Source organism: Pseudomonas sp. GW821-FHT07B01 (genome assembly GCF_059419065.1).
This window is the reverse complement of the sequence record NZ_JBWKRA010000009.1, coordinates 181,694-200,324: the sequence shown is the minus strand read 5'-3', so window position 1 is coordinate 200,324 and position 18,631 is coordinate 181,694. Positions and strand designations below refer to the sequence as shown.

Annotated in this window: 17 protein-coding genes; 8 read left to right on the top strand and 9 right to left on the bottom strand. The window is 59.9% G+C overall.

Annotated elements, in window-relative coordinates; all coding sequences use genetic code 11:
• The first annotated feature begins 4 nt into the window (after positions 1-4).
• Positions 5-865, top strand: a complete 861-nt coding sequence (locus AC07S6_RS12880; RefSeq protein ID WP_495112446.1) for an alpha/beta fold hydrolase — start codon at positions 5-7, stop codon at positions 863-865.
• On the opposite strand, the gene AC07S6_RS12875 is transcribed toward AC07S6_RS12880, so the two are convergent.
• The 3 genes from AC07S6_RS12875 to AC07S6_RS12865 form a co-directional block, all read right to left on the bottom strand.
• A complete protein-coding gene (locus AC07S6_RS12875; protein WP_495112433.1) occupies positions 862-3,744 on the bottom strand; it encodes a UDP-N-acetylmuramoyl-tripeptide--D-alanyl-D-alanine ligase in 2,883 nt (960 codons plus the stop codon). The two genes, AC07S6_RS12880 and AC07S6_RS12875, sit on opposite strands and share 4 nt — an antisense overlap.
• 401 nt (positions 3,745-4,145) lie before the next feature.
• Positions 4,146-4,346, bottom strand: a complete 201-nt coding sequence (locus AC07S6_RS12870; RefSeq protein ID WP_495112432.1) for a hypothetical protein — start codon at positions 4,344-4,346, stop codon at positions 4,146-4,148.
• A gap of 504 nt (positions 4,347-4,850) precedes the next feature.
• Positions 4,851-5,195: a cupin domain-containing protein gene (locus AC07S6_RS12865; RefSeq protein WP_003230905.1), complete on the bottom strand. Its 345-nt coding sequence runs from the start codon at positions 5,193-5,195 to the stop codon at positions 4,851-4,853.
• Positions 5,196-5,559: 364 nt separating this feature from the next.
• Between AC07S6_RS12865 and kynB the strand changes: the two genes are divergently transcribed.
• Complete coding sequence (gene kynB / locus AC07S6_RS12860) at positions 5,560-6,210, top strand: arylformamidase (RefSeq protein ID WP_054896995.1); 651 nt, start codon at positions 5,560-5,562, stop codon at positions 6,208-6,210.
• Entirely contained in the window at positions 6,207-7,064 is an 858-nt protein-coding gene (kynA, locus tag AC07S6_RS12855; protein WP_054896994.1) for a tryptophan 2,3-dioxygenase, read from the top strand. The genes kynB and kynA overlap by 4 nt, the downstream gene beginning before the upstream one ends.
• 145 nt (positions 7,065-7,209) lie before the next feature.
• On the opposite strand, the gene AC07S6_RS12850 is transcribed toward kynA, so the two are convergent.
• From AC07S6_RS12850 to antA, 4 genes are all read right to left on the bottom strand, one after another.
• Positions 7,210-8,610 (bottom strand): amino acid permease, encoded by a 1,401-nt coding sequence (locus AC07S6_RS12850; RefSeq protein WP_044274391.1) that lies wholly within the window; start codon positions 8,608-8,610, stop codon positions 7,210-7,212.
• A 71-nt stretch (positions 8,611-8,681) separates the two neighbouring features.
• Positions 8,682-9,689 (bottom strand): anthranilate 1,2-dioxygenase electron transfer component AntC, encoded by a 1,008-nt coding sequence (gene antC / locus AC07S6_RS12845; RefSeq protein ID WP_495112431.1) that lies wholly within the window; start codon positions 9,687-9,689, stop codon positions 8,682-8,684.
• Positions 9,690-9,819: 130 nt separating this feature from the next.
• Positions 9,820-10,311, bottom strand: coding sequence for an anthranilate 1,2-dioxygenase small subunit (gene antB, locus AC07S6_RS12840; RefSeq protein ID WP_032902508.1), 492 nt, complete (start codon positions 10,309-10,311; stop codon positions 9,820-9,822).
• Complete coding sequence (gene antA / locus AC07S6_RS12835) at positions 10,311-11,702, bottom strand: anthranilate 1,2-dioxygenase large subunit (RefSeq protein WP_495112430.1); 1,392 nt, start codon at positions 11,700-11,702, stop codon at positions 10,311-10,313. Before antA ends, antB begins: the two co-directional genes overlap by 1 nt.
• A gap of 314 nt (positions 11,703-12,016) precedes the next feature.
• Between antA and AC07S6_RS12830 the strand changes: the two genes are divergently transcribed.
• Positions 12,017-13,009 carry an AraC family transcriptional regulator gene (locus AC07S6_RS12830; protein ID WP_105228444.1) on the top strand — a complete coding sequence of 331 codons (993 nt, stop codon included), beginning with the start codon at positions 12,017-12,019 and terminating at the stop codon, positions 13,007-13,009.
• Positions 13,010-13,142: 133 nt separating this feature from the next.
• Here AC07S6_RS12830 and AC07S6_RS12825 read toward each other — a convergent pair whose 3' ends face one another.
• A complete protein-coding gene (locus tag AC07S6_RS12825) occupies positions 13,143-14,018 on the bottom strand; it encodes a LysR family transcriptional regulator (RefSeq protein WP_198833724.1) in 876 nt (291 codons plus the stop codon).
• A gap of 114 nt (positions 14,019-14,132) precedes the next feature.
• Here AC07S6_RS12825 and AC07S6_RS12820 point away from each other — a divergent pair, with 114 nt between their 5' ends.
• Genes AC07S6_RS12820 through catA form a run of 3 tightly spaced genes read left to right on the top strand, consistent with a single transcriptional unit; the run spans position 14,133 to position 16,532 of the window.
• Complete coding sequence (locus AC07S6_RS12820) at positions 14,133-15,260, top strand: muconate cycloisomerase family protein (RefSeq protein ID WP_495112429.1); 1,128 nt, start codon at positions 14,133-14,135, stop codon at positions 15,258-15,260.
• 12 nt (positions 15,261-15,272) lie between these two features.
• Positions 15,273-15,563, top strand: a complete 291-nt coding sequence (catC, locus tag AC07S6_RS12815; protein WP_495112428.1) for a muconolactone Delta-isomerase — start codon at positions 15,273-15,275, stop codon at positions 15,561-15,563.
• A 39-nt stretch (positions 15,564-15,602) separates the two neighbouring features.
• Positions 15,603-16,532 (top strand): catechol 1,2-dioxygenase, encoded by a 930-nt coding sequence (gene catA, locus AC07S6_RS12810; RefSeq protein WP_495112427.1) that lies wholly within the window; start codon positions 15,603-15,605, stop codon positions 16,530-16,532.
• Positions 16,533-16,682: 150 nt separating this feature from the next.
• Here catA and AC07S6_RS12805 read toward each other — a convergent pair whose 3' ends face one another.
• Complete coding sequence (locus AC07S6_RS12805) at positions 16,683-17,156, bottom strand: Lrp/AsnC family transcriptional regulator (protein WP_003176072.1); 474 nt, start codon at positions 17,154-17,156, stop codon at positions 16,683-16,685.
• A 144-nt stretch (positions 17,157-17,300) separates the two neighbouring features.
• On the opposite strand from AC07S6_RS12805, the gene kynU reads away from it, so the two are divergent.
• Positions 17,301-18,551 (top strand): kynureninase, encoded by a 1,251-nt coding sequence (gene kynU, locus AC07S6_RS12800; protein ID WP_495112426.1) that lies wholly within the window; start codon positions 17,301-17,303, stop codon positions 18,549-18,551.
• The last annotated feature ends 80 nt before the right edge of the window (positions 18,552-18,631 follow it).

Sequence of the window (18,631 nt, the reverse complement as noted above, 5' to 3'; positions counted from 1 at the left end):
CGGCATGACGCTGGCCTGTGCGTCCTGGACGCAGGCGTTCGAAGAGGCTACGGCCCCGCTACCCTGGAATACGGCCGCCGACCGTGCCACCTGCACCGAGCCAGGTTCGGCGCTGTGGGTCGAGAGTGCCCGAGGCGATGCCTGCATTCGTTACTTCGCTGGCGGCGCCCTGGAGCGTGCACCCGTTGTGATTGTGATGTTCCACGGGGATCGCACGAGCGAGATGCATCGTGCGCCGCAGGAGATTGCCGGCAACACCCTGGCCGCCAAAATCAGCCAGGCCAGGGGGCTGACTAAACGCGCAGGTATGCCTCTGGTGATCGTGGCGCGGCCCGGTACTTACGGTTCCAGCGGCGATCACGGGCAACGGCGCCAGGCTCAGGAGTTCATAGCGCTCAATGGGGCGCTGGATCAGTTACGCGAGCGCTATGGCATTGGGCAGTTCGTGTTGCTCGGGCACAGTGGTGGCGCTACGGCTGCCGCTGCACTGTTGACGCTGGGCCGTACCGATGTGAAATGCGCGGTGATGACCTCCGGTGCTTTCTCGCTGGTGCAGCGGGCGCAGATGATCCGCCAGAGCAAGGGCCTGCCTTCAAGGCCTGGGCGTGACACCAATGGGTTGCTGCACCCTTATGACCCTGCCCGGCACATCGATGGCATCGCCGTCGCACCCGCACGGCAGCTGTATGTGATAGGCAGCCCTGACGATCAAGTCGCACCGTTTGCCCTGCAGGAAGCTTTCTTCCAGGCGCTGATGCGGGCCGGGCATCAGGCGCATTTGATCAAGGCGCAAGGCGTGCCGACGGCCTTTCACCAGTTGCGCCATGACATCGGGCTGAAAACCGCCGCGCAGTGCGCGGGCTAGGCCGGCACCGCCTGTTCGCGTGATATCAACCCATCACACAGCTGCGACAACCCCGTCCCGCCCGAACTCTTGACTATGACCCAATCGCCCGGTTGAAACCACGGGTGCGGGGCGTTCGCCAGTGCCTGGGTCAGTGCCTTGGCATTCTCGAACCATTGCACAGGCAGCTCATCACGCAGCAACAGGTACAGCGCGTGCATCAACGGGCCGCACAACACCACATGGCGTGGAGCTACCGCCCGCAAGGGCTCGGCCATCTCCAGGTGATAACGCTGAGCGTCGTCCCCCAGTTCGAGCATATCTCCCAGCACCAGTACACGGTGGTGCGGTAGGGCAGGCACATCGGTCATTGAGCGCAGGGCCGCATTCATCGAGCCCGGGTTGGCGTTGTAAGCATCGTTGATCAGTTGGAAATGACCGCCGGTGCAGGTGATCGACAGGGTATTGCCACGGCCTTCGACGGGCATGAACGCGCCCAGTGTTTCCAGCGCCTGCTCGACCGCGAGCCCGCGTGCCGATAGCGCCGCCAATACCGCCAGCGCATTGAGTGCCATATGCCTGCCGCGCGCCTGCAGGCTGAAGTTCAAAGGTTTCCCGGCTATGAGGGCGTTGACGGTCGCCTGAGTTTGCTCGCTGCGCGAGTCCAGCAAGCGCAGGTCTGCTTCGGGGTGTTCGCCAAAGCTGATCACGTGCAAACGGGCCACCTCGGCCGCGTCGGCGAACAGCTCGTAGTAGGGCATGTCGCGACAGAGCACCGCGTGACCACCCGGGGCCATGGAAGCGAAGATCGCGCTTTTTTTGCGCGCCAGGTTTTCCAGGGTACCGTGATACTCCAAGTGCGCCGGTGCGATGCCGGTGACGACGGCAATCTGCGGGCGAACCAGCGCCGAGTTGATCGGCATACGCCCAACGGCCATTTCCAGCACCCAGAATTCTGCCGGCTCAGTCATGCTCGCCAGGTTCCAGGCAATGCCATGGGGCAGGTTGGCGTTGGCTTCGGTCTGGCCCACGTTGCCCCAAGGCTTCAACGCCTGGCCAAGCATTGCCACCACGGTGGTCTTGCCGAAACTGCCGGTCACGCCGAACACTGTTCCACTGAAATGCTGCCGGGCGTGGCGGCCCATCTGCAACATGGCCTCGCTGGTGTCGCCGACTTGCAATACCGGCAGCCCACTGCTCAGGTAGGGGGTCGGGTCTACACACATGAAGGCTGAAGGTCGACGTTCGGGTTTGGCCTGGGCCCAGCGTTGCGCCGATTGCGCTTCATTGGGGCCGACCCTGCTGGGATGGCGACTGAGGATCCGGTGCGGCTTGAAGAACTGCATGGAGGGCGTCAGCCCCGTTGCGCGCCAGCCGGGCGGCGGTGGGGTTGCCCACGTGCCTTGGGTGACTTGCGCCAGGTTATCTGCGTTCCAGGCTCGATCCACGCCAGTTGCGGCCTGGACCAAACTGACCTGTGGGGCGCCATCGAGCAGGTAACGGTGGTACGCGATCAGCCCGGAAAGATAGTGTTCCACGTCGTCGATCCGCACCCGGAACGCGTGATGACGAATAAAGAAGGCCCCGGCGATGCGCGCCGGGTTGGCAAAATACATCGCCAGTTCTGGCCAGAAATAGCCATTGAGCAGGTAGCGGGCGCGATGATGCAGCGCGCGGTAGAACGCGTGCAGATCAATCTCTTCAAGCAGGTGGCGCAGTGATGGTTGCTGGGCGATGCGTGTCAGCATCTGCTGCGCTGCCATCATCAACTCCAGCAGCGTAGGAAAGGTGGTAATGCGTTGTTGGACGAACCCCAGATAGCCGGTGACGTTGTTCAGGCCAAAGCGAAAATATTTTTCGTCTGGCCGGTAGCGGGTCAGTTCGTTCACGCAATAGCTGAGCCAGTGGTCATGCTCGCGCCAGTGTTCTTTCTCGATAAAATAGCCGAAGGCTTTTTCCACCACGGCCAGCCAGCGCTCGTTGTGGGTCAGCCCATAGAGACGGATCAACCCGAAAGCGGCCTCGCCATCGTAGTAGATAATCCTAAATGGCTCTTTGACACTCAGGTCATGGGCATGCAAAACGTGCACAAATGCCCCGCTGACAGGATCCTGCATCCAGGCCATGCCATTGGCGAGGGCTTCAAGAAGCGGCAGGTAACGGCGAGTGCTGGTGACTTCGCTGTACTTGACCAGTGCCAGCAGGCACACCGCATTGCCGCCCAGCTTGATCTCGTTGTCGGTGTCGATGAGAAACGCCGCCACGCTGCCATTGGGCAGCAGGGAAGGCCTGATCAGTACCTCGGTTAGGTGAGTCAGCGAGCGTTCGATCGCAGCCTTGAGCTGTTCATCGCCGGTCAGTGCCCAGGCCTCGATCATTGAGTAAGTGGTGCTTGCGTGGCGTAGCGTGTTGTAGTTTTTGATGGTTCGGTCAAAGCAGGGGAAGTAGCCGTAGATAAATTGCCCGCTGTCTTGCACCTGCGTGCTCAGGTAGCTGGATGCGCTGTTTATACAAGCCCGAACATCATCAGGTGCAAGCGCCCCCAGTGCACGCCAGCCGGTTTGCGGCCCGCTGCTGTTAAGGGTGTGGGCGACACCATCTTCAGCGCAGAACACGCCGATTGTGTTGAAAGTGAACACGCAGGTTTCGGGGGCTAGCGCTGCCACAATGGCTGCGGCCTGTGAGCCGCTGAATCGCCGCTTGGCATAGGTGGCGAAGTTATTTGCATTGAAGGTCGCGTGGGCAATGTCACTACCGCCGTACAGGATGGCGTTGGCATTCAATTCCTGTTCGGTGATTGCCAGCTGCATGTCGGCATCGAATGCAAGGCCGTGCCTGAAGTAATTGCGCTTGTGGCGCTTGAGGCGCTCACTGAACTTTTCCCAGGTTATTGGCGTCACGTTGAATGCACGTTCGACACGGATCCATGAACGATCGGTTTTAACAGGTGCTGGGCGTGCAGCCTGGCAGGCGCGACGTTCGAGTTCAATCTCACCCAATTGCCAGGCAGTTTCGAAGTTGTCAGCCGTAATATGAAAAACCACCGCACGGTAAGTACTATCACTTATGGAGAAAAATAAAGTGCAGGTGTGCGGGGCGTCTGTTGAGACAGTCAGCTCGTTAACGTGTTTGCTCAAAAGAGTGTGGCAGGCGAGCAATTGCTGTTTCACAGGCGAAACTCTCCATGCATCATAACTTGGCGAGGGCTATTATTAATTGACGTGTTGGCGTGTCAAAAAAAGCAAACTTTCTCGCAGCAGAAGTTATTGTCCGTATGTAGGAAGGTGTTCGGATTTATATATCAGGAATACATCGAAGAGTCTTCCTTGGCGAGCTCTCGTACAGGTGGCGCCACGGGGTTTTCGTGTTGTTGGAGGTGATCGCGAATCAGTTTGCGAATGACCTGAGAAATAGTAAGGTCAACGTCGTTGGACAGGGATTCCAGCCGTTGTTTGGTAGACGCGTCGATGAGGATGGTCAGGCGCGTAGTTTTATCAGGCATTTTTCTAGTCCTTTTACATACAAAAGCGCGGTCTCAACTGCCGCGGGCAGTAAGTGATACGAGAAGTGTTGAAACCTTAGAACCCTGCAGTCAGTACACAGCGAGTCTAATTCAACTCTCCTGGCTTTTTCTACAGAGTGTGGTTGAAAGTTTAGATAATGTGAGCTCCTGCACCTTTTATCAATGCCCCTATTATCATGCGATTGTAATCCAATGAGCCTGGATACTAACAAGGCTCCAATGAAATTATACGAAGCAGGGGGGGCTGTCAAAATTAATACTATCTATAACTAAAGTAGTGTACGGGCGCTCTGATAAATGGGGTCAGGCGTTTTTTCGCATTATGCCGGTTTTTTTTTGAGTGTTTGGCCGAAAAATACAGCTCGAAAAAACGGCTATTGTTTTTTCTGGTTTTTTGTGATTTTTGGCGCAGTAGGCGTGTCGGTACGACGAGAGGGCGTTGAGGCAAAAAGGGCCAGGGTGGCCCTTTTTCAGGTGAGCGGATCAAGCAAAAACGAAGTACTTGCGTACGGTCTCCACCACTTCCCAGGTGCCTTTCATGCCTGGCTCCACCACGAAGATATCCCCAGCGCGCAGATGGATCGGCTCCATGCCTTCAGGCGTGATCACGCAGTAGCCTTCCTGGAAATGGCAGTATTCCCACTTCACGTATTCCACGTACCACTTGCCCGGCGTGCAGATCCAGGTGCCCATGATCTTGCTGCCGTCTTCGCTGGTGTAGGCGTTGAGGTTGACGGTGTGCGGGTCGCCTTCGAGCTTTTCCCATTTGCAGGCATCCAGGACCGGCAGTGGGTGGGTGTCGCGCAGTACGGTGATGGGCTTGGACATGATGACTCCGAGGCAGGGAAGGGAAAGCTCAACCCTAAGGCCTCGGGCGTTGCGCCAGTGGTCTGAACTCGACATTGGGATGCCCAGAAGCGCAGTCACCTGAACACCGCGGTCCCCTGTTGGAGCCGGGCTTGCCCGCGATGGCGGTGGCACAGCGAGCATCTCGATTGCCTGACACTCCGCTATCGCTGGCAAGCCAGGCTCCCACGAGAGGTCGTGGCGTATCTGAGCGACAGATCTGTGCATCAAACCGATGTTTCCTCGCAGTAACTGCGAAAGATTTCCCGTGTCGCGCCAGAATTCGCAAGAAAATTCACATCCCTCCCTCGTATCATTCACCTCAGTAACGAGTGAGAGCCTTGCAATGAACCCAATAAAAACGTGGTGGGATATCAGCCCGCCCTTGAGCACGGCCACCCCGACCTGGCCGGGCGATACACCGTTCCAGGAAGAGCGCGTATGGCAGTTCGGCCCCGAGTGTCCAGTAAATGTGGGGCGCGTCACCCTGTCGCCGCACACCGGTGCCCATGTGGATGCGCCGCTGCATTACAGCGCTGATGGCGCGCCGATTGGCGAGGTATCGCTGGATGTGTACATGGGCCCTTGCCGGGTATTGCATTGCCTGGGCAGCGGCGCGTTGGTTGAGCCCCATCAGTTGCAAGGGCGTTTGGATAACCTGCCCGAGCGCGTGCTGCTGCGTACTTATCCACAAGCGCCACTGACTGAATGGGATTCGAATTTCACTGCCATCGCCCCGCGAACCATTGAGCTGCTCGCCGGCCTGGGTGTGCGTCTGATCGGTATCGATACGCCGTCCCTGGACCCGCAGCAATCCAAGACCATGGATTCGCACAACGCCGTGGCGCGCCATGGCATGGCGATCCTCGAAGGCATCGTGCTCGATGACGTACCGGAGGGCGACTATGAACTGATCGCGCTGCCGCTGCGCTTCGCCAACCTGGACGCGAGCCCCGTGCGCGCCATTCTCCGCCCGCTCAAGGAGCCCACGCGATGAGCCAATGTCCTTTCTCAGCTGATTACCAACCGCCGGAAGAATGGCATAACGCCGAACTGAATTTTTCCGAGTCCATGAGCTATGGCGATTACCTGGACCTGGGCAAAGTCCTCAGCGCCCAGCACCCGCTGTCGCCAGACCACAACGAAATGCTCTTCATCATCCAGCACCAGACCTCGGAGCTGTGGATGAAATTGATGCTGCACGAACTCAAGGCTGCCAGGGAACATGTGCGCCTGGGTGAGCTGCCACCGGCGTTCAAGATGCTGGCGCGGGTGTCGCGGATCTTCGATCAACTGGTGCACGCCTGGGCGGTGCTGGCGACCATGACCCCGTCGGAATACAAGGCGATTCGCCCGTTCCTGGGGCAGTCGTCGGGGTTCCAGTCGTTTCAGTACCGCGAGATCGAATTCATCCTCGGCAACAAAAGCCCGGCGCTGCTGCGGCCCCATGCCCATCGCCCGGAGTTGCTGCAGCAATTGCAGGTGGCGATTGCCACGCCGTCGTTGTATGACGAGGCGGTGAACCTGATGATCAAGGCAGGGCTGGCGATTGACCCTCAGCGCGCCGAACGCGACCCGACGGCGGCCACAGTGCACGATGAATCGGTGGAAGCGGCGTGGCGCGAGGTGTATCGCGACCCGAATCGCTACTGGGACTTGTATCAATTGGCCGAGAAATTTATCGACCTGGAGGACTCGTTCCGCCAGTGGCGCTTCCGGCATGTCACCACGGTGGAGCGCATCATCGGCTTCCAGCCGGGCACCGGCGGCACCGAGGGCGTGGGCTATTTGCGCAAGATGCTCGACACGGTGCTGTTCCCTGAACTCTGGCGAGTACGTTCCACGCTCTAATAAAAAAGCCCCGGATTACCGGGGCTTTTTTCTAGGTGAAATACAGTCAATTGTGGGAGCTGGCTTGCCTGCGATTGCGGTGTATCAGTCGGCTCATCCATTGGCTGACACGCCGCAATCGCGGGCAAGCCCGCTCCCACAGGGGTTACTGCGCCACGGCAACCTTCCCGTTTCTGATCCGAAACCGATAGGCGATGTAGATAATCCCTACCCACACTGGCATCGCATACACCGACTCGCGAATCCCCGGAATCGCCAGCATCACGCCAATGATCATCACCATGAACGCCAGGCACAGGTAGTTGCTGAACGGGAACCAGAAGGTCTTGAACGACGGCGTCACGCCTTGCTCGCCCATGGCCTTGCGGAACTTGATATGGGTCAGGCTGATCAATGCCCAGTTGATCATCAGCGACGCGACCACCAGGGCAAACAGCAACTCCAGCGCACTGTGCGGCGCGACGTAGTTGACCACCACGCACAGCATCGTCACCAACGCCGAAATCGCCAACGCCCGTAGCGGCACGCCTTGCTTGTTGAGCTTCATCAGCGCCTTGGGCGCATCCCCTTGTTCGGCCAGGCCGAACAGCATGCGGCTGTTGCAGTACACGCCGCTGTTGTACACCGACAACGCCGCGGTCAGCACCACGAAGTTGAGGATGTGGGCGGCGGTGTCGTTGCCGATCAGCGAGAAGATCTGCACAAACGGGCTACCGCTGTAGGCATCGCCTGACGCGCCGAGGGTTTGCAGCAGTTGATCCCACGGGTACAGCGACAACAGCACGGTCAGCGCACCGACGTAGAAAATCAGAATGCGGTACACCACCTGGTTGATCGCTTTGGGGATGACCTTGCGTGGTTCGCTGGCCTCGGCGGCGGTGATGCCGACCAGCTCCAGGCCACCGAACGAGAACATGATGAAGGCCATCGACATCAACAGCCCCATGCCGCCATTGGGGAAGAAACCACCGTGGCTCCACAGGTTGCTGACCGAGGCCTGGGGGCCGCCGGTGCCGCTGAACAGCAGGTAGCAGCCGAGCACGATCATGCCGACAATCGCCACCACCTTGATGATCGCAAACCAGAATTCGGCTTCACCGAAGAACTTCACGTTCAGGGTGTTGATCAGGTTCACCGCGACGAAGAACACCAGCGCGCTGACCCAGGTTGGGATCTCCGGCCACCAGAACTGGATGTACTTGCCCACCGCCGTCAACTCGGCCATGCCCACCAGCACGTAGAGCACCCAGTAGTTCCAGCCCGCCAGGAAGCCTGCGTAACCGCCCCAGTATTTATGTGCGAAGTGGCTGAAGGAACCGGCCACCGGCTCTTCGACGATCATCTCGCCGAGCTGGCGCATGATCAGGAACGCGATAAACCCGGCCACCGCATAGCCCAGGATCATCGACGGCCCCGCCGACTTGAGCACCCCGGCCGAGCCGAGGAACAAGCCTGTACCAATCGCACCTCCCAAGGCGATCAGCTGAATGTGCCGGTTCTTCAGGCCGCGCTTGAGGCCCACCGGGTTAACCATGTCATCCGCCATTAACATTCCCTTCTACTTGTTTTTCTCAAGGGTGATTGCACGCCGCATCGGCCCCTCAGAACTGCTGAGGGTCAGATATTACTCTGCGTAAACTTTTCGTAATACAGCTGAACGCCATCAAGTGCCTGATCCGCCAACCATTGCTGGATGGATTCGACCATCGGAGGGGGGCCGCACACGTACATATCCGCCGATCTGTCCCGCAGTTCGGCCAGCTCGAAATGCTCGGTGAGGTAGCCGCGTTTGCCCGTCCACTCGGCTGAGGCGTCGCTCAGCACTTCGGTGTAGCGAAAATTCGGGATTTTCGTCGCGTAGGCTTGGATACGTGCCGCTTCACATAAGTCTTCGGCGCCGCGCACGCCGTAATACAGATGCACAGGTTGCGTGCAGCCATTGACGGCCAGTTCATCGAGCATGCCCAACAACGCCGACAACCCGGTGCCGCCCGCCACCAGTACCAGCGGTTGGGTGACGTGCCGCAGATAAAACGCACCCAAGGGCGCCTCGATCAGCATTTCATCACCTACCTGGCAGCGTTCACGCAGGTAGTTGCTCATGACTCCGTCGGGCAGCAGGCGTACCAGGAACTGCAACTGATTACCCGGCCGGTTGGCGAAGGAGTAGGAGCGCCAGCTATCGGTGCCGGGCACCGACAGACGCGCATATTGGCCCGGCAAAAAATCCAGTGGCTGGTCCAGTTGCACCTGCAAGATGGCGGTGCTGGTCGAGACCTGCTGCACCGCGCTCACCGTGCCGCGTACCTGCACGGGCCCGGGGGCGTTGCACAGGCTCGAATCAAAGTCGAAATAAAAGGTGGCGTCGGACTTCACCCGAGTCTGGCAACTGAGCATCTTGCGCTGTTGCAGGTCGAGGCTGGAGAGCGCTTCCTCGTCGACGTAGTCCTGGGTGTACTCACCGGATTCGCAACGCCCCTGGCAGGTGCCGCACACACCTTCGCGGCAATCGAGCGGGATCTTGATGCCGTTGCGCAGGGCCGCGTCCAACAGGATTTCATGGGCGCCCACCGGGAAGAACAGGGTCTTGCCATCGGCAAAGCTGAAGGCCACTTTGTGATTCATTGATGAACTCCAAGCGTGCCCCTGTGGCGAGGGTGCTTGCTCCCGCTGGGCTGCGAAGTTGCCCCAAAAAACTGGGAGCGCTGCGCACTCCAGCGGGAGCAAGCTCCCTCGCCGCAGGGGGGGGCTGGTTTTAAAGGTGATAGAAATCCAGCACCGAGTTGATGGTGTCGTTGAGCAGCAGGGCGTGCTTGCGCGTGATCAGCCAGCTTTCGCCTTCGGGCTTGAGGCGATAGGTTGCGTGCCCATAGAACTGCTCGGAAGTAGCCAGCCGATAAAACAGCGTGTGCCAGTTCAAGCGCACCTCCAAGGTGCCGTCACTTTGTTCGGCAATGCGTACGTTATTGATCAGGTGCAAGGTGCGCGGCATCGGCGTGGCAGAGGCGGCTTTGCCGGTGCGCAGGCGGAACACACGGTCCTCCAGGCCCGAGCGGTTGGCGTAGTAGATCAACGACATCTCGCGCTTGGGGTCTTGGGTGTAGACGTGTTCGGAATCCCATTGCGGCAGGTGGAATTCGCTCTGCGGGTCGAACAACTGCACGTAGGCGTCCCAGTCCTGGGCGTCGCACAGTTCGGACTTGCGGTAGAAGAACTGCTCGATCTGGTACTGCAATTGCGCATTCATCACTTCACCTCCCGCAGTGTCAGCGCTTGTCGGTCCAGGCCCTTGAGCAGGAACTGCTGCCAGTTGCGATGCTGGTTGACGTACAAACCTTCGTGGGTGAACTCGGTGCCGGTCATGGCTGGTTGGATGCCAATGGCTTCGCTGTTGGGCGTCGGCCCAGTCTCCCAGCGATGGCTGCCTCGTGAGATATCGCTCCAGCGCTCCAGGCGGCCCTGGAAACCGCGCTGGGCTTCGCGAAACTCCACCAGGTCATCCGGCGTGCCCATGCCCGAAACGTTAAAGAAGTCCTCGAACTGGCGAATCCGGTTTTCGCGATCGGCGTCGGACTCACCCTTGACCCCCAGGCACTGGCTGATGATCTCGGTCTTGTTCCAGGCCACCGGGCGGATGATGCGCAACTGCGAACTGATCTGGTCGAGAAAGAACAGGCTGGGGTAGATATTCAGGTTGCGCAGGCGGTGCATCATCCACTCGGCCTTCTGCTGGCCGTGTTCTTCTACCAGGCGCGGCATGATGGTGGCGTACCCGGAGCGCACGCTGGGGTTGGGCATGTCGCTGAACAACACGCTGTGGCCATTGTTGAAGGCGAACCAGCCGTCGTCGGTATTTGCGTCGCCGGCGCCGAGCTTGCTGTAGTCCAGCGTCGTGCTGGAACCTGCGCCGTTCTCGGTATTGACCTGCTGGCGGTGCTGCACGGTGGCCACGTAGTTGTAGTGCACGGTGCTGACGTGATAACCGTCCAGGCCGTTTTCGTTTTGCAGCTTCCAGTTGCCGTCGTAGGTGTAGGCGGACTTGCCCGCAAGCACCTCCAACTCTCCGGTGGCCGATTGCGCCACCATCATGTCGAAGAACACTTTGGCGTCGCCCAGGAAATCTTCCAGGCTGTCGGTGCCGTTCACGTCCAGGCTGATAAACACAAAGCCCTTGTAGCTGTCGATGCGCGCTTTTTTCAGGCCGCGGGTGGCCTTGTCGAAACCTTCCGGGTATTCCCCCGGCGCCTTGACCTTCACCAGTCGGCCATCGCTCTTGTAGCACCAGGCGTGGAACGGGCAGGTGAAGGTGGATTGGTTGCCTTTGCCCACGCGGGTGAGGGTAGTGCCGCGATGCTGGCAGGCATTGATCAGCGCGTTGAGCCGGCCTTCGCCGTCGCGGGTGATGATCATCGGCTGGCGCCCGGCGCGCATCGTCACGAAGTCGTGGTTATGGGCCAGTTCGCTTTCGTGGCAGGCGTAGATCCAGTTCTTCTCGAAGATCAGTTCCATCTCCAGGTCGAACAGCTCGGGCTCGGTGAACATGTCGCGGGCGATGCGGAACACTTCATCCGCCGGGCGAAAGTCCAGGCAACTTTCGATAAAGGATTTCCACTGCTCGACGGTTCTTGCACCACTCATGGGAGGCACCTTTTTTTGATCATGGCTAAACGGTGAGCCATTAAGCGGCTGCGATGCGGTGGCGGGCTATCCGCTTAATGGGGGAACGCAGGCCGCAAAGTTGGGCAGCAAATACCCATGGCGGTGCGCGCAGGTGACGGCATGCGCTACTGTGATGGTGGGCGATGGTCGTAAACCCCTGGGATTTATCCACATAGTCGACCGTTACTATCCACCCAGTGGCCACGCTGCTGGCGTGGCCTGGAACTTGCTGTCGAGGTTCAACGACGCGCCGCCAGAGCGCGCAAATGCCTAACCGCCGTGGGTGCACCCTGATGAGTAGCCAGACACGCGATATTCATATTCAACGCTTCGACCTGGAAGGCGCGCGCAGCTGGATGTCCGGCATCTGCGGGCCCCATCGCCTGGCGACGGCCACCCCCGAGCGCCTGCGCTTTCACCACAGCGCCAACGTGTTCAAATCCCGCGCCACCACCCTGGGCGTGATCGAGTACGGTACCGATGTGACCATCGACATCGAAGACGCCGAGCACTTCAGCAGCTACAGCTTGAGCCTGCCGCTGGTGGGCGAGCAGGAGCTGAGCAAGAACGGTGAGCGCCTCAGTTCCAACCGCGACCAGGGCGTGATCATTTCACCCAATGAGCATCAGGTGCTGGCGATTTCCGGGGACTGCCGCAAGTTGCAGGTGGTGATCACCCGTGCGGCGATGAGCGAGTCACTGGAAGGTTTGCTGCAACGGCCCATCGATGCACCGCTGCGCTTTGAATCGGTGATGGATGCTGTGGACGGCGCCCCGGCCTCGTGGTGGCGCATGGCGCGATACTTCATCGCCGAACTGGAATGCAGCAGCGAGTTGTACGAGCAGGCGGCGTTTACCCGTGACCTGGAAAGCTCGCTGATCAAGGGGCTGATCCTGGCCCAACCCAATAACTACTCTGAAGAACTGCGCGAGGTGTTGGGGGTAAAACTGCCGCACTACTTGATCCGTGCGCGGCAATTCATCCACGACAACGCCCGTGAAGTGCTGCATCTGGAAGACCTGGAAGCGGCGGCGGGCGTGTCGCGGTTCAAACTGTTCGATGCGTTTCGCAAGTACTTCGCACTGTCGCCCATGGCGTATCTGAAGAAGCATCGGCTGGGGGCGGTGCGCCAGGAAATTTTGGAGCAGGGCTCAATGCGCACTATTTCTGAAATCGCCCTGGGCTGGGGGTTTACGCACCTGGGGCGGTTTTCGGCGGAATACCGCAAGCTGTTCGATGAGTCGCCCAGCCAGACATTGCAACGCAAGCGCCTGCGCATTACTTGAACTCGGGTGAGGATCAACAGGTGGGAGCTGGCTTGCCTGCGATAGCGGCCGGCCGATCAACACGATGCCAACTGATCCGCCGCCATCGCAGGCAAGCCAGCTCCCACATGGAGTATGGGGTGCCTGGAGGATCTCAGATCAACTCCTCAACCAGTTGCAGGCAATGAGTCAGCCCCGGCGACCGGTCATTCACCCGCCGGCTGAGGATGATCGGCGAACTCGCCGTCGCCTCCACCACCGGCGTATAGCCAATATCCGCCCGATGCAGCACCTGCACCGACGCCGGCACCAGCGTCACGCCCATACCGGCGCCCACCAGGCCGATAGCGGTCTGCAATTCGTTGGTCCACTGCGCCACCTTCACGCTCAAGCCATGGGCGTCGAACAGCGCGATCACATGGTCGGCATAACTGGGGCGCGGGTTGCCGGGGTAGAGCACGAAGGGTTCGCCGGCCAACTGGGCGAGAGTGGCCGGAGCGCCCAGCAACGGGTGACCGCTGGGCAGTACCGCCACCAGGCGGTCTTCCACCAGTACGCGCTGGACAATGGCCGGGTCATCGATGCGAATCCGCCCGAAGCCCACGTCAATGCGGCCAGCCTTGAGCGCTTCGACCTGCTGCAAGGTGGTCATCTCCGACAAACCCAACTCCAGCTCCAGGGCCTCGTGAGTGCGCAGGCGCCGAATCAGCTCCGGCAGCACGCCGTACAACGTCGACGGCGCAAAGCCGATGCCCAGCCAGGTTTTCTCGCCTTGGCCGATGCGCCGAGTGGTGTCGCAGACCTTGTCCAGTTGTTCGAGCAGTACATTGGCGTGCTCATAGAAAAAACGCCCGGCTTCGGTCAGGCGCAAAGGCCGACTGCGCTCCAGCAGCACCACCCCCAGTTCGTCCTCCAGTTGCTGGATCTGCCGGCTCAAAGGCGGCTGGGCGATATGCAAGCGTTCGGCAGCTCGGGTGAAGTTGAGGGTCTCGCCCAGCACCTGGAAATAGCGCAAGTGACGCAGTTCCATATCGACTCCTTTCATACCTTGAGGGTATCGCACCAGACCAATTCTATATTGGAACCCCAAAAAAATGCGGCACAGAATCGACGCAAATCTATAAAGAACCCAACGGGTATTGCCATGCCGATTTGCGCCATCGAATCGATCGACACGCTTATTGTTGATCTGCCCACCATTCGCCCGCACAAGCTGGCGATGCACACCATGCAAAACCAGACCCTGGTGATCATCCGCCTGCGTTGCGCCGACGGCATTGAAGGCATCGGCGAAGCCACCACCATTGGCGGCCTGAGCTACGGCAATGAAAGCCCCGATAGCATCAAGGTCAACATCGACTGTCACTTCGCGCCGCTGCTGATCGGCCAGGATGCGAGTAACGTCAACGCGGCGATGTTGCGCCTGGAGCGCAGTATTCGCGGCAACACCTTTGCCAAGTCCGGTATCGAAAGCGCCTTGCTCGACGCCCTCGGCAAACGTCTGGGGCTGCCGGTCAGCGAATTGCTGGGCGGGCGGGTGCGTGATGCATTGCCGGTGGCCTGGACCCTGGCCAGCGGTAATACCGAACAGGACATCAACGAGGCCGAGAAAATGCTCGACCTGCGCCGTCACCGCCTCTTCAAATTGAAGATTGGCGCCGGTGAAGTCAGCCGCGACCTGGCCCATGTGATCGCAATCAAGAAAGCCCTGGGCGAGCGCGCCAGTGTGCGCGTCGACGTCAACCAGGCCTGGGATGAGGCCGTGGCCCTGCGGGCATGCAAGGTGCTCGGCGACCACGGTATCGATCTGATCGAACAACCGATCTCGCGCAACAACCGTGGCGGCATGGCCCGGCTCAACCTGTCGAGCCCGGTGCCGATCATGGCCGATGAGTCCATCGAGTGTGTCGAGGATGCATTCAACCTGGCCCGTGAAGGCTCGGCCACAGTGTTCGCCCTCAAGATCGCCAAGAACGGCGGCCCGCGTGCCGTATTGCGCACGGCGGCGATTGCCGAAGCGGCTGGCATCGGCTTGTACGGCGGCACCATGCTCGAAGGCGGCATTGGCACCCTGGCTTCGGCCCATGCCTTTCTCACGCTGAACACCTTGGCGTGGGGCACCGAATTGTTCGGCCCGCTGTTGCTCACCGAAGACATCCTCACCGAGCCACCGGTGTACCGCGATTTCCAGCTGCATGTGTCCACTGCGCCGGGCCTGGGCCTGACGCTCGATGAAGAGCGCCTGGCGTTCTTTCGCCGTGACAAACACTAAGAGGCCTCTGCCATGTTGTTCCACGTAAAAATGACCGTGAACCTGCCCCTCGATATGCACTCCGAGCGTGCCGCCAGCCTCAAGGCCGAGGAGAAAGCCTTGGCGCAGCGCCTGCAACAAGAGGGCAAATGGCGCCACCTGTGGCGCATCGCCGGGCATTACGCCAACTACAGCGTGTTCGATGTCGACAGCGTGCAGGAGCTGCACGACCTGCTGATGCAACTGCCGTTGTTCCCCTACATGGCCATCGAAGTGAACGCGCTGTGCCGCCATCCGTCGTCGATCCATGCGGACGACCGCTGAGCCGGCTTCCACCTATAACTACAAGATGAGGAATGCACCATGTCCATCCGCCTGTCCCAGACTGCCCACGCCCAACAGTTTCTCGAAGAAGCCAGCGGCAACCTCAATGACGCGGGCAACCCACGTACCAAGGCGCTGATTTACCGGATCCTGCGCGACACCGTGAACATCATCGAAGACCTGGAAGTGACCCCGGAAGAATTCTGGAAGGCGGTCAACTACCTCAATGAACTGGGCAAAAACCAGGAGGCCGGTCTACTCGCTGCCGGCCTGGGCCTGGAGCATTATCTGGACCTGTTGATGGACGCCGCCGATGAGCAGGCAGGCAAGTCCGGCGGTACACCGCGCACCATCGAAGGCCCGTTGTATGTGGCCGGCGCGCCGTTGTCCAAGTACGAGGCGCGGCTGGATGATGGTCAGGACGACGCGGTGCCGTTGTTCATGCGCGGGCAAGTGCGCGATACCGCAGGCAAGCCATTGGCGGGGGCGATTGTCGATGTGTGGCAGGCCAATACCGGCGGCACTTATTCGTGGTTCGACCCGAATCAATCTGAATTCAACCTGCGTCGCCGTATCGAGACCGACGCCCAGGGCAACTACCGTTTTCGCAGCATCGTCCCTTCAGGCTACGGCTGCCCACCGAGCGGGCCGACGCAACAGTTGCTCGACCAACTCGGGCGCCACGGGCAGCGGCCGGCGCATATCCACTTCTTCATCTCGGCGCCTGGGCACCGGCACCTGACCACGCAGATCAACCTGTCGGATGACCCGTACCTGCATGATGACTTCGCCTATGCCACCCGCGAGGAACTGATTGCCGAAATTCGCTTCAGCGACGATCCGCAATTGGCGCGGGAATTTGGCGTGCAAGGACGGTTTGCGCAGATTGATTTTGACTTTGAGTTGCAGGTGGCTGATGCACCGGTAGAGCAGAAACGCATGCAACGAGTCCGCGCCCTCGAAGACTGATCTGTGGGAGCTGGCTTGCTGTGGCGAGGGAGCTTGCTCCCGCTCGACAGCGAAGCTGGAGCCGGCTTTTGGGGGCGCTGCGCACCCCAGCGGGAGCAAGCTCCCTCGCCACAGCAAGCCAGCTTCCACATTGGTTTTTTGGTGATCTAGTTATTTGCGCACGACCAGGTCCAACACCTCATCCCGGTCCTTGATCTTCTGCAGCACGATCTCCGAACGGATATCCATCACCCCCGCTGTGCGGTTCAGGTGGTTCACGATAAAGTCCGAAAAGTGCTTGAGGTTGCGCGCCTGCACCCGCAGCACATAGTTGCTGGCGCCGGTGATCACATAGGCGCTCGCCACCTCCGGCCAGCCTTGCACCTTCTTGATGAACGTCTCATGCCAGTCCTCCACATCCTGGCGCAACGACAGGTGCACGATAGCTTCCAGCTCGATCCCCAACTGCTCGGCGTTCAATACCGCGCGGTAGCCGCTGATGATTCCCTCGCTCTCCAGCAGGCGCAAACGGCGCAGGCATGCAGACGGCGACAGCGCGACTTTTTCCGCCAATTCCTGGTTGCTGATGCGGCCATCCTGTTGCAGGAAATGCAGGAGGCGCAGGTCGGTGGCGTCGAGAATCATGCTTGGAAGATATCCGCGTATTTGGAGGTTAAATTCGAATTTCCTACAGCTTAAATAGCCGTTTACCCACCACTTTGCACGAAAATTCTCTAAAAGTTCGTTCATTATTTGGTCCATCCTCACCTATAAAAACCAGGACGACCCATGACCACTCGAAGCCATTGCCAAGCCCTCGACGCCCAGGACCCTTTGGCCCCCCTGCGTGCCCAATTCGCCTTGCCCGAGGGCGTGATCTACCTCGATGGCAACTCCCTCGGCGCTCGCCCGGTGGCGGCGCTGGAACGAGCACAACAGGTGATCGCCGAGGAGTGGGGCAACGGCTTGATTCGTAGCTGGAACAGCGCTGGCTGGGCGCAGTTGTCCCAGCGCCTGGGCAATCGCCTGGCGCCATTGATTGGTGCGCGTGACGGCGAGGTAGTGATCACCGATACCACCTCGATCAACCTGTTCAAAGTGCTCAGCGCCGCCTTGAGTGTGCAGCGCCAACGTACACCTGCGCGCAAGGTCATCGTCAGCGAAGCGAGCAACTTTCCCACCGACTTGTACATCGCCGAAGGCTTGGCCGAATTGCTGCAACAAGGCTATTCCCTGCGCCTGGTGAACAGCCCGGCCGAACTGCCCCAGGCCATTGATGCGGACGTGGCGGTGGTGATGCTCACCCACGTCAACTACAAGACCGGCTATATGTACGACATGGCGGCGCTGACCGCACTGAGCCACGAGTGCGGCGCGCTGAGCATCTGGGACCTGGCGCATTCGGCGGGCGCGGTGCCTGTCGATCTGCATCATGCCGGCGCGGATTATGCGATTGGCTGCACCTACAAATACCTCAACGGCGGCCCGGGCTCCCAAGCGTTTGTGTGGGTCAACCCGGCGTTGGTGGATGTGGTGCGCCAGCCGCTGTCGGGTTGGTTCGGGCATACCCGCCAGTTCGCCATGGAGTCTACCTACGCCCCCAGCGCCGGCATTGCCCGCTACCTCTGCGGTACGCAGCCGATTACCTCGTTGGCCATGGTGGAATGCGGTCTGGAGATTTTCGCCCAGACCGACATGACCAGCCTGCGCCGCAAATCCCTGGCCTTGACCGACCTGTTTATCGCGTTGGTCGAAAGCCGTTGCGCCGCCCATGGCCTGGAACTGATAACCCCGCGTGAACACACCCGGCGCGGCAGCCACGTCAGCTTTGAACACCCCGAAGGTTACGCGGTGATCCAGGCCTTGATCGCCCGAGGCGTGATCGGCGATTACCGTGAACCGCGGATCATGCGTTTTGGCTTCACGCCGTTGTATAGCAGCTTTACCGAGGTGTGGGACGCCGTGGAAATTCTCGGTGAAATTCTCGACAACGCCACCTGGGACCAGCCGCAATTCAAAGTCCGCAACAGCGTTACTTAAGAGCAACACAGATCAAATGTGGGAGCTGGGTTGCCTGCGATAACGGTAGTGAATGCACCGACGCTGTCTCTGATACACGT

Bases quoted from the DNA above. Each gene is read 5' to 3' on its own strand.
- AC07S6_RS12865 (WP_003230905.1), bottom strand. From the start codon at position 5,195: ATGTCCAAGCCCATCACCGTACTGCGCGACACCCACCCACTGCCGGTC.
- antC (WP_495112431.1), bottom strand. From the start codon at position 9,689: ATGAATCACAAAGTGGCCTTCAGCTTTGCCGATGGCAAGACCCTGTTC.
- antB (WP_032902508.1), bottom strand. From the start codon at position 10,311: ATGAATGCGCAATTGCAGTACCAGATCGAGCAGTTCTTCTACCGCAAG.
- catC (WP_495112428.1), top strand. From the start codon at position 15,273: ATGTTGTTCCACGTAAAAATGACCGTGAACCTGCCCCTCGATATGCAC.
- AC07S6_RS12805 (WP_003176072.1), bottom strand. From the start codon at position 17,156: ATGATTCTCGACGCCACCGACCTGCGCCTCCTGCATTTCCTGCAACAG.
- AC07S6_RS12830 (WP_105228444.1), top strand. From the start codon at position 12,017: ATGAGTAGCCAGACACGCGATATTCATATTCAACGCTTCGACCTGGAA.
- kynA (WP_054896994.1), top strand. From the start codon at position 6,207: ATGAGCCAATGTCCTTTCTCAGCTGATTACCAACCGCCGGAAGAATGG.
- catA (WP_495112427.1), top strand. From the start codon at position 15,603: ATGTCCATCCGCCTGTCCCAGACTGCCCACGCCCAACAGTTTCTCGAA.
- AC07S6_RS12870 (WP_495112432.1), bottom strand. From the start codon at position 4,346: ATGCCTGATAAAACTACGCGCCTGACCATCCTCATCGACGCGTCTACC.
- AC07S6_RS12820 (WP_495112429.1), top strand. From the start codon at position 14,133: ATGCCGATTTGCGCCATCGAATCGATCGACACGCTTATTGTTGATCTG.
- kynB (WP_054896995.1), top strand. From the start codon at position 5,560: ATGAACCCAATAAAAACGTGGTGGGATATCAGCCCGCCCTTGAGCACG.
- kynU (WP_495112426.1), top strand. From the start codon at position 17,301: ATGACCACTCGAAGCCATTGCCAAGCCCTCGACGCCCAGGACCCTTTG.
- AC07S6_RS12825 (WP_198833724.1), bottom strand. From the start codon at position 14,018: ATGGAACTGCGTCACTTGCGCTATTTCCAGGTGCTGGGCGAGACCCTC.
- antA (WP_495112430.1), bottom strand. From the start codon at position 11,702: ATGAGTGGTGCAAGAACCGTCGAGCAGTGGAAATCCTTTATCGAAAGT.
- AC07S6_RS12850 (WP_044274391.1), bottom strand. From the start codon at position 8,610: ATGGCGGATGACATGGTTAACCCGGTGGGCCTCAAGCGCGGCCTGAAG.
- AC07S6_RS12880 (WP_495112446.1), top strand. From the start codon at position 5: ATGACGCTGGCCTGTGCGTCCTGGACGCAGGCGTTCGAAGAGGCTACG.